The sequence below is a fragment of the Microbacterium sp. KSW4-4 genome (genome assembly GCF_023091185.1).
GTDB classification, from domain to species: domain Bacteria; phylum Actinomycetota; class Actinomycetes; order Actinomycetales; family Microbacteriaceae; genus Microbacterium; species Microbacterium paraoxydans.
The window spans coordinates 1,320,749-1,333,242 of the sequence record NZ_JAHWXJ010000002.1 but is presented as its reverse complement, the minus strand read 5'-3'; the positions used below and the strand labels follow the sequence as shown (position 1 = coordinate 1,333,242).

General features: G+C 71.5%; 15 protein-coding genes and 1 pseudogene. 8 read left to right on the top strand and 8 right to left on the bottom strand.

The window, feature by feature from the left end:
* The first annotated feature begins 142 nt into the window (after positions 1-142).
* Genes KZC57_RS15925 through KZC57_RS15915 form a run of 3 tightly spaced genes read left to right on the top strand, consistent with a single transcriptional unit; the run spans position 143 to position 1,847 of the window.
* Positions 143-529 (top strand): SHOCT domain-containing protein, encoded by a 387-nt coding sequence (locus KZC57_RS15925; RefSeq protein WP_025103101.1) that lies wholly within the window; start codon positions 143-145, stop codon positions 527-529.
* 39 nt (positions 530-568) lie between these two features.
* Positions 569-1,402 (top strand): mechanosensitive ion channel family protein, encoded by an 834-nt coding sequence (locus KZC57_RS15920; protein ID WP_060923043.1) that lies wholly within the window; start codon positions 569-571, stop codon positions 1,400-1,402.
* A 43-nt stretch (positions 1,403-1,445) separates the two neighbouring features.
* The gene (locus KZC57_RS15915) at positions 1,446-1,847 is read left to right on the top strand and encodes a RidA family protein (RefSeq protein WP_060923047.1); all 402 of its coding nucleotides are present in this window, start codon (positions 1,446-1,448) and stop codon (positions 1,845-1,847) included.
* A gap of 1 nt (position 1,848) precedes the next feature.
* On the opposite strand, the gene KZC57_RS16590 is transcribed toward KZC57_RS15915, so the two are convergent.
* From KZC57_RS16590 to KZC57_RS15895, 5 genes and pseudogenes are all read right to left on the bottom strand, one after another.
* On the bottom strand, positions 1,849-2,271 hold the full coding sequence (locus KZC57_RS16590) for a hypothetical protein (RefSeq protein ID WP_370670662.1): 423 nt from the start codon (positions 2,269-2,271) through the stop codon (positions 1,849-1,851).
* Between the two features lie 14 nt (positions 2,272-2,285).
* Positions 2,286-2,897, bottom strand: a pseudogene (locus KZC57_RS16585) (DNA polymerase IV); the annotation flags it as partial.
* Positions 2,898-2,963: 66 nt separating this feature from the next.
* Positions 2,964-3,815 (bottom strand): CPBP family intramembrane glutamic endopeptidase, encoded by an 852-nt coding sequence (locus KZC57_RS15905; protein ID WP_060923042.1) that lies wholly within the window; start codon positions 3,813-3,815, stop codon positions 2,964-2,966.
* Positions 3,812-4,537, bottom strand: coding sequence for a tRNA (guanosine(46)-N7)-methyltransferase TrmB (trmB, locus tag KZC57_RS15900; protein WP_247642169.1), 726 nt, complete (start codon positions 4,535-4,537; stop codon positions 3,812-3,814). The genes KZC57_RS15905 and trmB overlap by 4 nt, the downstream gene beginning before the upstream one ends.
* A 41-nt stretch (positions 4,538-4,578) precedes the next feature.
* A complete protein-coding gene (locus tag KZC57_RS15895) occupies positions 4,579-5,418 on the bottom strand; it encodes a DUF3097 domain-containing protein (protein WP_247642168.1) in 840 nt (279 codons plus the stop codon).
* Positions 5,419-5,540: 122 nt separating this feature from the next.
* On the opposite strand from KZC57_RS15895, the gene KZC57_RS15890 reads away from it, so the two are divergent.
* From KZC57_RS15890 to KZC57_RS15875, 4 genes are all read left to right on the top strand, one after another.
* A complete protein-coding gene (locus KZC57_RS15890) occupies positions 5,541-7,571 on the top strand; it encodes a TPM domain-containing protein (protein WP_247642167.1) in 2,031 nt (676 codons plus the stop codon).
* 59 nt (positions 7,572-7,630) lie between these two features.
* A complete protein-coding gene (locus KZC57_RS15885) occupies positions 7,631-8,374 on the top strand; it encodes a PspA/IM30 family protein (RefSeq protein ID WP_025103092.1) in 744 nt (247 codons plus the stop codon).
* A 63-nt stretch (positions 8,375-8,437) separates the two neighbouring features.
* Positions 8,438-9,241 carry an arginase family protein gene (locus KZC57_RS15880; protein ID WP_247642166.1) on the top strand — a complete coding sequence of 268 codons (804 nt, stop codon included), beginning with the start codon at positions 8,438-8,440 and terminating at the stop codon, positions 9,239-9,241.
* The gene (locus tag KZC57_RS15875; protein WP_060922979.1) at positions 9,238-9,681 is read left to right on the top strand and encodes a hypothetical protein; all 444 of its coding nucleotides are present in this window, start codon (positions 9,238-9,240) and stop codon (positions 9,679-9,681) included. The genes KZC57_RS15880 and KZC57_RS15875 overlap by 4 nt, the downstream gene beginning before the upstream one ends.
* 1 nt (position 9,682) lies before the next feature.
* Here KZC57_RS15875 and KZC57_RS15870 read toward each other — a convergent pair whose 3' ends face one another.
* The 3 genes from KZC57_RS15870 to KZC57_RS15860 are packed head-to-tail and all read right to left on the bottom strand — an operon-like array spanning position 9,683 to position 11,394.
* Positions 9,683-10,153, bottom strand: coding sequence for an SIP domain-containing protein (locus tag KZC57_RS15870; RefSeq protein WP_060922980.1), 471 nt, complete (start codon positions 10,151-10,153; stop codon positions 9,683-9,685).
* A gap of 33 nt (positions 10,154-10,186) precedes the next feature.
* Entirely contained in the window at positions 10,187-10,921 is a 735-nt protein-coding gene (locus KZC57_RS15865; protein WP_060922981.1) for a tyrosine-protein phosphatase, read from the bottom strand.
* Positions 10,918-11,394 (bottom strand): carboxymuconolactone decarboxylase family protein, encoded by a 477-nt coding sequence (locus KZC57_RS15860; protein ID WP_144880903.1) that lies wholly within the window; start codon positions 11,392-11,394, stop codon positions 10,918-10,920. Before KZC57_RS15860 ends, KZC57_RS15865 begins: the two co-directional genes overlap by 4 nt.
* A 177-nt stretch (positions 11,395-11,571) precedes the next feature.
* Between KZC57_RS15860 and KZC57_RS15855 the strand changes: the two genes are divergently transcribed.
* Positions 11,572-12,489 (top strand): alpha/beta fold hydrolase, encoded by a 918-nt coding sequence (locus KZC57_RS15855; RefSeq protein ID WP_060922983.1) that lies wholly within the window; start codon positions 11,572-11,574, stop codon positions 12,487-12,489.
* Positions 12,490-12,494: the final 5 nt, after the last annotated feature.

Below are 12,494 nucleotides of genomic sequence, written 5' to 3'. Positions count from 1 at the left end.
GCTCCGGGCGCGACCGGCCGGAGGCGTCTCACCGCGGCGAGTCACCCGGGTGAACTCCGGACGGAACCGGTGCGCGGGCGCTGCGCCCGCCGGTATGTTCCGAGCGTGCCCCGGAGACGGCGGCACCGAGAAAGGAGCAGTCATGGGATTTTGGGCATCGTTCTGGGACATCATCTGGTGGTTCCTGTGGATCTTCGCCTTCACCGCGTATCTCTTCGCCCTGTTCGCGATCATCGGGGACCTGTTCCGCGACCACAAGCTGAGCGGCTGGTGGAAGGCCGTGTGGATCTTCTTCCTGATCTTCGTGCCGTTCCTCACGGCGCTCGTGTACCTCATCGCCCGGGGCAACGGCATGGCCGAGCGCAGCAGCGCGGAAGCCCGTCGAGCACAGGAGGCCGCGAACGCGTACATCCAGCAGGTGGCCGGCAGCAGTCCGAGCGAGGAGATCGCGAAGGCCAAGGCGCTTCTGGACGCCGGGACCATCACCCCGGACGAGTACTCCCTCATCAAGGCGAAGGCGCTGCAGTAGGCCGCGCACCGGCCCCCGCCGGCGTGAGGAGCCCACGGCATGGACCTGCAGGATCTCCTGCCCACCGACATCGACTGGTGGCAGCTGCTGCTGGCCCTGCTCGTCGCTCTCGCGACCTGGATCATCTCGCGGTTCGCACGCCGGGGCACGACAGCCCTGCTCCGGCGTGCTCCCGGCATCTCCACCGCTGTGGGGACCGCGACCGCGCAATTCGTCGGCTACGCGATCCTCCTGCTGGGCTTCGGCATCGCGCTCGCCCTGCTGGGCGCGAACGTGCAGCCCTTGCTCGCGATCGTCGTCATCCTCGGCATCGTCGCGATCCTGGTCCTCCGCGGCGTGGCCGACAACTTCGCGGCCGGTGTGCTGCTGCAGGCGCGGCAGACGGTCCGCATCGGGGACGAGATCGTCGTGGAGGCGCTGGACTCCGTGATCGCCGGGACGGTGACGGAACTCAACGCCCGCGCGGTGATCCTGCACACCGTCGACGGCCGCACCCTCCACATCCCCAACGCACGTCTGCTCTCCGATCCCGTCGTCAACGACTCCACCCGCGGAGCCCGACGCAGCGAGGTGGAGGTCAGGGTGCGACGAGACGGGACGACCGGGATCGACGGCGTGCTCGGGCCGCTCGTCGATGCGGCGAGGACGGCGGAGGGCGTGCATCGGCACGAAGGCGTGCGGGCGCTCGTGGTCAGCGTGAGCGGGGACCGGCTCATCGCGCGACTGCAGTTCTGGCACCACCCGCTGCACGGCGCCCTCGTGAGTGCCGCCGTCGTGGTCGCGGTCTTCGACGCCCTCGGCGGCCTCGGCACGACCGGCACCGTCACCAGCGTCCCGGCCCCGCCACCGCTCGTGCCGTCCGATGCCGTGTGAGACCCGGGTGCGCGATGTCGGTGCCCTCGGGCATGATCTGCGCATGGACATCACCTTCCTGCAGCCGGACGGCCTCGTCCGCAGCCCCGCATTCAGTCACGCCGCCGTCATCCCCCCGGGGGCGACCACCGTCTACATCGGAGGGCAGAACGGTGTCGACGCCTCCGGCGCCGTCGTCTCCCCCGACGTGGGGGCGCAGGCGCTTAGAGCTCTCGACAACGCCCGGGTCGCGCTGGAGTCGGCGGGGGTGACGCTCGACGACGTCGTGAGCTGGACCATCCTCATCCACCAGGATGCCGACCTGCGCGCGGCGTACGGTGCCGTGGCCGCCACCCTCGCCAGGGACGGCGCCCCGCCGCTGGTGACCGCCGCGCGGGTGGCGGGCCTCGGCGTGCCCGGAACCCTCATCGAGGTGAGCGCGATCGCCGCGACGGTCCGCGACTGAGTCAGATGCGACCGCGCACGGGGGTGCGTTCGACGCCGTCCGGTTCGTCGGGCATCGTCATCTCGGCACGGACGCCGAGCAGACGCACTTCCCGGGCGGGGTCGAGGGTCTCGCCGAGGGCGAGCGCCATCGCGACCACGTCCTCTCGATCAGCCGTGGGAGCCGGGAGCTTCCGGCCGAATGTCCTCGTCTCGAACGGGGCGTACCGCACCTTGAGATGCACCCGCATGACCGGGCGCCCCTCGGCGGCGCAGTCGTCGAACGCGTGTCCCGCGAGCTCCCGCAGCGCGTCCTCCACCGCCTCAGGCGTCGTGAGGTTCTGCTGATACGTGGTCTCCCGGCTGTGGCTCCGTGCCACCCACGGAGTGTCGTCGACGATCCGCGGCCCCAGCCCGGAGCCCAGCCCGAGATACCACCGCCCCATCTTGGGACCGAACTCCGCGACGAGGTCTCCTCGTCCGCCGCCGCGAGTTCGCGCACCGTGGCGATGCCGTGTGCCGCGAGCCGCTTCTGCACCTTCGGCCCCACGCCCCAGAGGTCACGGGTCGGCCGGTCGCCCATCACGGCGAACCAGTTGTCGGCCGTCAGCCGGAACACGCCTCGCGGCTTGCCGAACTCCGTCGCGATCTTCGCCCGCACCTTGTTGTCTCCGATACCCACCGAGCAGTGCAGACCCGTCGCCTCCTCCACCGCGCGCTGCGCGGCCCGCGCGACGCTTTCCGGGTCGTCGGTCACGACGCCGAGGAAGCACTCGTCCCACCCGATCACCTCCAGCACCACGTCGGGCAGCGTCCGCAGCGCCGCCATCACCTCGTCCGACGCCCGCTCGTACTCCGCGTGATCCACCGGCAGGAACACCGCGTCCTCCGGCGCCTTGCGCGCCGCGATCTTCAACGGCATCCCCGACCCGATGCCGAAGGCGCGCGCCTCGTACGACGCCGTCGAGACGACGGCCCGCTCGGTCGGGTCGCCGCGGCCCCCGACGATGACCGGCCGTCCGGCCAGATCCGGGCGGCGCCGCACCTCGACCGCGGCGATGAACTGATCCATGTCGACATGCAGCACCCACTCGGCCATGCATCGAGTGTGGCCGCTGACGCCGGGGAAGTCACCCCGTCAGACGAGGAAGATCGGCAGCAGCCCCGGGTTGTGGGCGTGGACGAGGACGGCGAAGACGACCGCGTCGAAGAGGAGGTGCACCGTGACGACGTAGGCCAGCGAGTGCGTCCGGAGGAAGATGAATCCCTGCAGGAGCGCGAACGGGATGGTCAGCAGCGGCCCCCATTCGCGGTACCCGAGTTCCCACAGGAAGGAGACGAAAACGACGGCCTGCAGCGCGTTCGCGAGCGCATCGGGGAAATGGCGCCGCAGCAGCGCGAAGACGGTGCAGATGAAGAACAGCTCATCCCAGATGCCGACCGCGCCGACGCCGACGAACAGCCGCGCGATGAGATCGGGCGTGTCCACCACGGGCCAGTTCTGATAGACGCCGCTGGTGATGAAGTAGAAGGGCAGGATCAGCCAGCCGAGCACCAGCACCGCGACGAGCCAGCCCCAGTGCAGCACTCCCCAGCGCTGCCCCGTCCGCCAGGGGAACCGGATCGCCCGGTCGCGGAAGGCGAACCGCGAGATCAGATACGGCACGAGCACCGCACCGCCGAGCGCGAGGGTGAAGCGCAGCATGGCCAGGTTGTCGAGCTCCGCCGCGAGCGGGATGACACTCACGATGAGCATGCCGAGCGCGATCAGCGAGAGGTCCCGCGTGAGCGATGGCCGCCGGGATCCGTCGGGCCCGGGGAGCGGCTCGCCGCGGCGCTCCACGAGCAGGGCGGCACCGACGCCCAGCGCCAGGAGCAGCCAGCCGAGCCAGGGCAGCGCCACGACGAAGAAGGCCGGGGCGGCCGCGCACACCAGCGCCGCCGGGACGAGGCGCACCCCCACGGGCGCGCTCGGAGGGGCCTGCGTCATGCACGATCCCGTCGGCGGTACACGAGATCGCGGATGTCGCGCCCCTTCGCGAGACCCTTCCGCTCGAACGCGGTCATGACCCGACCGTCGAACCGCTCGGCCCAGTCGCCCTCGAAGGCCCGCTCGAACAGGGGCTCGGCGTCCAGCACCTCCCGCATATGGAGCGCGTAGTCCTCCCAGTCGGTCGCGAGCCGCAGGAGGCCGCCGTCGCGCAGCGCCCTGGCCGCCGTGTCACCGAATCCGGGCCGCACCAGACGACGTTTCGTGTGGCGCTTCTTGTGCCACGGATCGGGGAAGAAGATCCACACCTCGGCCGCCGCGGCCTCCGGCAGGTACGAGGAGAGCACCTCCGGCGCGTTGGCCTCCACGACGCGGAGGTTCTGTACACCCGCACGGTCGGCGTCGAGCATGGTCCGGGCGAGGCCCGCGCGGAAGACCTCGACGGCGAGGAAGTCGTCGCGCGGCCGGTTCGACGCGGCGGCGACGATGGCATGCCCCTGGCCGGAGCCGATCTCGACGAAGAGGTCCGCCTCCCGGCCGTACTCGGCGGCGACGTCGAACCGCGCCTCGGGGTGCACGGAGGTCCACGCCACCGCGCGCGGGACATCCAGCAGATAGCGCGGGGCGAGATCGGTGAAGGCGCGCTCCTGCGCCTCGGACATCCGGCCGCTCCGACGCACGAAGGACACCGGCTCGTCGCGGAAGGTACGCGGTTCGGGCATGGATCCAGGGTAGTCGCCGGCGCCGCCACCGCCGGACGCGGTCAGCCCGCGGGCTCGGTGACGAAGTCGATCAGCTCTTCCACCCGGCCCAGGAGCGCGGGCTCCAGGTCGCGGTAGGTCGTGACCTTCGACAGGATGTGCTGCCAGGCCCTGGCGGTGTCGGCCTGCGTCTCGTGCGGCCAGCCGAAGGCGCGGCAGATGCCCGTCTTCCAGTCGATGCCGCGCGGGATCTCGGGCCACGCCGCGATGCCGAGGGCCCGAGGGGTCACGCACTGCCAGACGTCGACGAACGGGTGGCCGACGATGCGGACGTGCCGGCCGTGCGGTCCGCGGGCCACCGCCTCGGCTATGCGGGACTCCTTCGAGCCGGGGACGAGGTGGTCGACGAGGACGCCGTACCGCCGGCGTGCGCTCGGCGGCTCCGCCGCGAGGAGGTCGTCCAGCAGATCCACGCCCTGGAGGTACTCGACGACGACGCCCTCGACGCGCAGGTCGGCACCCCACACCTTCTCGACGAGCTCGGCGTCGTGCCGTCCTTCGACGAGGATCCGGCTGGGCAGCGCCGTCCGCGCCCGCTGATCCGCCACCGCGAAGGAGCCGGAGGCGGTGCGGCGGGGTCCCTGCGCGGATGCCGCCGGCACCGTGAGGCGGACCGGTGCCCCGTCGATGAGGAAGCCGCCGCCGAGGGGGAACAGCCGCCGTCGCCCGACGCGGTCCTCGAGCTCCACCGCACCGCCCTGCACCTTGGTCACCGCACCGCAGAATCCGTCCGCCGCGACCTCGACCACGAGATCGACCTCCGCGGGCACCTGCGGCACCGGCTTCACGCCGCGCTCGCGCCAGCCCGCCGCCAGCACGTCCGATCCGTACCTGTCGTCCATGCCTTCCAGCGTATGTGTCTCCGCTGAGGGCGAACGCCGAGACGCGCGCGAGTGCTGTCGCGTGTCGGACCCAGTGCATAGACTCGACACATGGGGCTCGGCTGCCGGTCGGAGGGAACACGATGACGAAACGGTGGCTGGCGCTGGGCGCTCTCGCCCTCGCGGTCGCGACGGGCGCGCTGTCCGCCTCGGCGGCGTCCGCGACCGATCCGCTCACGCTCGACTCCGGGTATGTCACCGACCAGGCCGACGTCCTCTCCCCCGCCGAGGAGGAACAGGTCGAGTCGCGCCTGCAGGAGCTCACCGACAACTCCTCCGCCGATCTCTTCGTCGTCCTCGTCGACGACTTCACCGACCCGAGCGACAGCGTCGCCTGGGCCGACCAGGTCGCGAACGACAACCGGCTCGGCCCTGATCAGTACCTCCTCGCGATCGCCGTCGAGGGGCGCAGCCTCTACATCTCCGCGGACTCCTCCGGGCCGTTGAGCGACGTGCAGCTCGCCGCCATCGAAGACGCCATCGCCCCGCTCGCCGGCGACGGCGACTGGGTCGGCGCGATCACGCTGGCCGCCGACGAGATCCAGGGGGACGGCGGTGCCGGAGCGCTCCGCGTCACGCTGATCGTCGTCGGGGTGGTCGCGGCCGCCCTGCTCATCTGGCTCATCGTCGCTCTGGTCCGACGCGCACGCCGCAACGCAGCCATCCGCGAGCGGGGCGCCATGCCGGAGACCCCGGATCCCGCCGACCCGTTCTCCACGCTCACCGATGCCCAGGTCGAGCAGCAGGCCGGCGTCGCACTCGTCCGCGCCGACGACGCGATCACCTCGAGTCGGGAGGAGCTGGGATTCGCCGTGGCGCAGTACGGCGAGGGCGCGACCGCGGAGTTCTCCCGCGCCGTCGACGAGGCGAAGGCGAAGATCGCCGAGGCGTTCGATCTCCGGCAGAAGCTCGACGATGAGATCGAGGACTCCGTCCACGACCGGCGCGCCTGGCACATCCGTATCATCCGGCTGGCCGACGAGATCGACGAGATCCTCGACGACAACACCGAGGCCTTCGACGAGCTGCGCCAGCTCGAGCAGAACGCACCGCAGGAGCTGGAGCGGGTACGACGAGAGCGCGCCGATCTGACGCCGCTCCTCGCCTCGGCCGCTCCCGCCCTCGCCGCTCTCGCCGCGACCTACGACCGGGCCGCCCTGAGCACCATTGCGGACAATCCGGCACAGGCGCAGGAGCGCGTGTCCTTGGCCGATCGAGCGATCGATGCCGCGGCACCGGCACTGACGAGCGGACGCTCCGGTGAGGCGGCGTTCGCGATCCGCACGGCCGAGCAGGCGGTGGCGCAGGCGGCGCAGCTGATCCAGGCGATCACGGCGCTCGGCACCGAGCTGTCCGGCATCGAGGCGCAGGCGCAGGCGCTCGTCACCGAGCTCCAAGGCGATGTGGCTGCGGCGGCGCAACTGCCCGACCCGACCGGTGCCCTGGCGAGTGCGTCCCAGGCGGTGACCGCGCAGCTGCAGACAGCGCAGGCCGACCTCGTCGCCACGCCACGCAACCCGCAACGGGCCCTCGACGCCCTCACGGCGGCGAACGCGCAGATCGACGAGGCGATCGCGCACGGACACGAAGCCGTGGAGCGCGCCCGAAGGGCCCAGCAGCTCCTGGAGCAGACCCTCGCCCAGGCGGCCTCCGAGATCCGGGCTGCCCGGGAGTTCATCGAGACACGCCGCGGCACCGTGGGCTCCACCGCCCGCACGCGCCTGGCGACCGCCGATGCCGCGTTGACCCAGGCCCTCACCCTGCGCACGTCGGATGTCGAGAACGCCCTGGCCGAGGCCCAGCGGGCGCTCGGTCTCGCGCGCGAGGCCGCATCCGCAGCGGAGGCCGACCTGCGCGCGTACTCCCCCGGCGCCTACGCGGACGACGGCTGGGGCGGAGTCTTCGGCGGCTCCGGGTCCCGTTCCGGCGGCTCCGGCATCGGCGGGGACATCCTCGGCGGGATCATCGGCGGACTCCTCGCCGGCGGCGGGGGCGGCGGCTCGTCCCGGCGCAGCAGCGGCTGGCGCTCCTCGGGCGGCTTCCGCAGCTCCGGCTTCGGCGGAGGCGGGTCCCGCGGCGGCGGACGCGGACGCTCCGGAGGTCGACGCTTCTGATCCCCCGCACAGACACATACGCCAAGCTCTCGAAGACGCCCCTCTGAAAGGAACCACGCATGACCAAGCAGTCCATCTTCGGACGGATCTCCACCCTCGTCCGCGCGAACATCAATGCCCTCCTGGACTCTGCGGAGGACCCGCAGAAGATGCTCGACCAGCTCGTCCGCGACTACACCAACAGCATCGCCGACGCCGAGTCCGCCATCGCGGAGACCATCGGCAACCTGCGGCTGCTGGAGCGCGACCACGAGGAAGACGTGCAGGCGGCCAACGAATGGGGCAACAAGGCCCTCGCCGCCAGCCGCAAGGCCGACGAGATGCGCGGCGCGGGCAACACCGCCGACGCCGACAAGTTCGACAACCTCGCGAAGATCGCCCTACAGCGCCAGATCAGCGCCGAGCGGGAGGCGACGAGCGCCGAACCGCAGATCGCGGCCCAGACGGAGATCGTCGACAAGCTCAAGAGCGGCCTGAACGGCATGAAGGACAAGCTCAACGAGCTGAAGAACAAGCGCAGCGAGCTCCTCGCCCGCGCCAAGGTCGCCGAGGCGCAGACCAAGGTGCAGGACGCGGTCAGCTCCATCAACGTGCTCGACCCCACCAGCGAGCTCGGCCGGTTCGAGGACAAGGTCCGCCGCCAGGAGGCTCTCGCCCAGGGCAAGGCGGAGCTGGCCGCGTCGAGCCTCGACGCCCAGTTCGAGAGCCTCGAGGATCTCGGCGAGCTGACCGAGGTCGAGGCGCGCCTCGCCGAGCTGAAGGCCGGCGGCACCGCGCCGCGCCAGGCGCTCGAAGGCAACTAACACCGACGCGGATGCCCGGGCGCACGCCCGGGTATCCGCGGTTCCGTCTCCGGGAGGTCTCCCATGGTGCGTTTCCTGGTCGTGCCGCAGTGGCAGGGTTCGCCCGCCGCGCGCGCGATGCTCCTCGTCGACGGCGCGTCGGCGATCGCAGGCGATCTCCCGCGTGCGGCGACGACGGTCCTCGACGTTCCGGTCGAAGCCGGCGAGGCGCTGGGCACGGGCGTCCGGCGGCTCAGCGCCCTCACACGTACGCGGGATCTCGTCGCCGGACATCTCGAAGCCGGAACCGTGCTGATCGGCGGCGACTGCAGCATCACCGTCGCCGCACTCGACACGCTCCCCGGCGGAACCGACGACCTCGCCGTGGTCTGGTGCGATGCGCACGGCGATCTGCACACGCCGGACACCTCGCCGTCCGGGGCCTTCTCCGGCATGGCGCTGCGTGCGGTCCTCGGTGAGGGAGAACCGCAGCTCGCCCTGTCCCCCGGCATCCCCCGCGATCGCGTCGTCACCGTGGGTGTCCGGAACCTCGACGAGTCCGAGACCGACGAATGGGACCGCCTCCGGAATCTCGGGGTGGCCGATCTGGACGACCCCGCGGCGCTGGCCGACGCCGTGCAGGCCACCGGGGCGCAGCGGGTGTGGGTGCACATCGACGTCGACGTCCTCGATCCGGCGTCGTTCACCGGAGTCTCCGCCGCCGTGCCCTTCGGCGTGACCCCCGCGTCCCTGAGCACGGCGATCCGCGAGCTCCGGAGCCGCGTCCCCCTCGCCGGGGCGACCATCGCGGGCTTCGCCCCTCGCACGCCGGCCGACGCCGTCGACGACCTCGGCGCGATCCTGCGCCTCGTCGGAGCCGTCGCGTGAGCCCGGCACCCGACTGGGAGGCGGTCGCGGCGGAGCGCCTCGCCCGCGGACGCCGGGCGGACCGCCGCATCCCCTCCTTCCTGCTGCGCTCCCCGATCAGCCGCCTGGGCTACCTCTGGGGAACGGCCGTCGGCTGGATCTGGGGCGCGCTGTGGAGCACCGGTCCGATCGAACGGCGCGGCGGACTCTGGGTGTTCCGGGGCATGCCCCGATGGACCTTCCACCGCGGCGGCGTCTGCGTGGGCGGGTGCTTCCTCACCGGCGACGCGCGGCCCACCGACGCGGTGCTGCGCCACGAGGCCGTGCACAAGCAGCAGTGGCTGCGCTACGGCTTCCTGATGCCGGTGCTCTATCTGTTCGCGGGACGCAACCCGCTGCGGAACCGCTTCGAGATCGAAGCGGGGCTGGAAGACGGCAATTACGTGCGCCGCTCCCGCTGACTCAGCCCTCGACGGGAAGCAGTCCGAAGCGCTCCGGCACGCGGATCCGGTTCACGGCCACGCCGAGGCGGTCGGTGAGGTGCTCGACGATGTCGGCGGTGCCGAGGTAACCCCCGAGCAGCGTGACGTGCGTCTCGACCTCGTCGTCCACGAGCATCTCGTCGGCCCATGCGCAGGTGGCTCGGGCCAGGGCCTGTCCGGGCGCGCAGCCGCGACCGCTTCCCGGGGCTCCGGAGCGTGCGGAGCGGGCGAGCCAGGTGACCGTCATGCGACCGGGCGCGTGGATGACGCCGATGTCGGAGGCGTCGGGAACCTCGATGAAGATGCGACCGGACGCGCACAGCGGGAGGGTCGCGAGGAACGCCTCGAGGTCGAGCAGCGAGTGCTCGTCGGCGGTCACCAGGTGGTGTGCGCGACGGCGCGCCGCGCGGCGAGCCGCACGCGTGCCTCGGGTGTCGAGCGTGGTGTCCATGGTGATCCCATCGTACACCAAGCGAAGGCTTGCCTAACCTTCGACGACGCGTTCTTCCGTCACCGGCTCGACGAGGGCCTCGCGCAGCGCGGTGAGCTCCCTCTCGGTCATGCCGTTCGCGCGCAGGTAGCCGGCCGCCGACCCCCAGCGCTCGTCCACCTGGGCCAGCAGGCGACGCATCACCTCGGCGGGAGAGCGGGTCGCGAGATCCACCGCGTGCACCGCCTCGGGGTGCTGCGACCGCAGATACGCGGCGATGCGCCGCGACCGTTCGGCCGGCAACTGCGACTCGGTGAGGGCGTAGTCGGCGATGACGGCATCCCGATCGGCGCCGACCGCCGAGAGCGCCAACGCGACCGTCACACCCGTGCGGTCCTTGCCCACCGTGCAGTGCACCAGGGTCGGCTCCCCCGCGGCGATCACCCGGACAGCGGCGACCAGGCGCTCCCCACTCTCCTCCAGGAGATGCAGGTACAGGTCGTCGAGGCTCGTGTCGGATTCGAAGAAGGAGCGCACGGACCCGAGGAACAAAGGCAGATGAGTCGTCTCCGGGCCCTCGATCTCGCTCGGCTCCGCGGCGACCTCCTCCCCGTCGCGGAGGTCGACGATGTGGCGCACCGCAGACCTCAGGAGCGCGGCGCCGTTCGTCGTCGCGGTGGAGAGCTGACCGGAGCGCAGCAGGACGCCGGGGCGGATGCGCCCACCCTCCGCGGGGATCCCGCCGACGTCCCGGACGTTCGTGACGCCCTCGACGTCGAGGATCGTCACGCCCCCGCCTGGGAGCCGCGCGGGGGCACCGGATAGCGCCCGGCGATGACGATGCGGTTGAAGGCGTTGATCGACACGCATGCCCAGCTCAACGCGGCGTACTCCTTCTCGGTGAACACGCTCCCCACCAGGTCGTAGACCTCGTCGGAGATGCCGTCCTCCGCGATGAACGTGAAGGCTTCCGCCAGTTCGAGCGCGGCACGCTCCCGATCACTGAACACACCGCTCTCGCGCCACACCGAGATCTGGCTGATCGTGTCGACATCCAGTCCTGCGGCGACCGCCCGGTCCACGTGCACCCGCGTGCAATAGCTGCAGCCGTTCAGCTGCGAGCAGTGGATCATGACGATCTCCTTCAGGCGATCGTCGATCCCGTTCTCGGCGCAGATCGCGCCGACCGTCTTCGAGAAGGCGTCGAGGGCCTGGTAGGCCGCAGGCTCCGTCTTGGACAGGTGCACGCGCTGTTCGGTCATACCTCCATGATATTCGGCGCCGGGCGCGGGAGACGGTGCGCGACCGGCCTCACTGAAATGCAGACTGCGAACCTGCGAGCGCTGTTTCTCTGCATATCGCGCTGCCTTATCATCTTTCATCTTGTCACTTTGCTCCGACATTTCCTGCGAGGTCGAATCGGGGCGCAGAATAGCCGCGTGGCGATCGACACCAGCGAGTTCTCCTATCTTCCCGCGCAGGCCGACGCGCTCGGCGTGCCGCTTCCGACCGTGGAGCGCCTGACGCTCCCCCTCCCCGAGGGTCGCGTCGTGAGCGGGCTGCACTTCGGGTCCGAGCCGCCGCGCATCACTCTGCTGCACGGCGCCGGTCTGAACGCTCACACCTGGGACACGACGGCGCTGGCGCTGGGGCAGCCGCTCCTGGCGATCGACCTCGCCGGCCACGGCGACTCCTCCTGGCGCGACGACGCGGACTACTCCCCCCGCACCCTCGCCGCCGACGTCGTCGCCGCTCTGGACGCGTGGGTCTCCGCGCCGCAGATCCTGGTGGGACAGTCGCTCGGCGGTCTCACCGGCGCCGCCGTCGCCGCGGCGCGGCCCGACCTCGTGGCCGCTCTGATCGTCGTCGACATCACTCCCGGGATCGACGTGTCCGCCGGCCCCGCGGCGCTCCGGGAGTTCTACGCCGGGCCCACGGACTTCGCGACCCGCGACGAGCTCGTCGACAAGGCGATGGCCCTGGGGTTCGGCGGCACTCGCCCCGAGACCGAGCGCGGCGTCTTCCTCAACACCCGTGTCCGCGCGGACGGCCGCGTCGAGTGGAAGCACCACTTCGCCCACCTCGCCGCCACCGCTCTGGCCGCCCACGACCCCGGCACCGCGACGGCACCGTCGGTCCTGCATGAGACCGGCTGGGACGACCTGGCGGCGGTCACTGCGCCCGTCACGCTCGTCCGCGCCGAGCGCGGCTTCGTGAGCGCTGCCGACGCGGAGGAATTCCAGCGCCGCCTCCCGGAGGCGCGGGTCGTCGCGATGGACGCCACGCACAACGTGCAGGAGACGGCACCCCGAGACCTCGCCGCTCTCGTCGGCTCCGCGGCCGCCGCCGGAATATGACGTTC

Coding starts and splice junctions, on each gene's coding strand:
- KZC57_RS15925 (WP_025103101.1), top strand. CDS start 143: ATGGGATTTTGGGCATCGTTCTGGGACATCATCTGGTGGTTCCTGTGG.
- KZC57_RS15920 (WP_060923043.1), top strand. CDS start 569: ATGGACCTGCAGGATCTCCTGCCCACCGACATCGACTGGTGGCAGCTG.
- KZC57_RS15915 (WP_060923047.1), top strand. CDS start 1,446: ATGGACATCACCTTCCTGCAGCCGGACGGCCTCGTCCGCAGCCCCGCA.
- KZC57_RS16590 (WP_370670662.1), bottom strand. CDS start 2,271: ATGGGGCGGTGGTATCTCGGGCTGGGCTCCGGGCTGGGGCCGCGGATC.
- KZC57_RS15905 (WP_060923042.1), bottom strand. CDS start 3,815: ATGACGCAGGCCCCTCCGAGCGCGCCCGTGGGGGTGCGCCTCGTCCCG.
- trmB (WP_247642169.1), bottom strand. CDS start 4,537: ATGCCCGAACCGCGTACCTTCCGCGACGAGCCGGTGTCCTTCGTGCGT.
- KZC57_RS15895 (WP_247642168.1), bottom strand. CDS start 5,418: ATGGACGACAGGTACGGATCGGACGTGCTGGCGGCGGGCTGGCGCGAG.
- KZC57_RS15890 (WP_247642167.1), top strand. CDS start 5,541: ATGACGAAACGGTGGCTGGCGCTGGGCGCTCTCGCCCTCGCGGTCGCG.
- KZC57_RS15885 (WP_025103092.1), top strand. CDS start 7,631: ATGACCAAGCAGTCCATCTTCGGACGGATCTCCACCCTCGTCCGCGCG.
- KZC57_RS15880 (WP_247642166.1), top strand. CDS start 8,438: ATGGTGCGTTTCCTGGTCGTGCCGCAGTGGCAGGGTTCGCCCGCCGCG.
- KZC57_RS15870 (WP_060922980.1), bottom strand. CDS start 10,153: ATGGACACCACGCTCGACACCCGAGGCACGCGTGCGGCTCGCCGCGCG.
- KZC57_RS15860 (WP_144880903.1), bottom strand. CDS start 11,394: ATGACCGAACAGCGCGTGCACCTGTCCAAGACGGAGCCTGCGGCCTAC.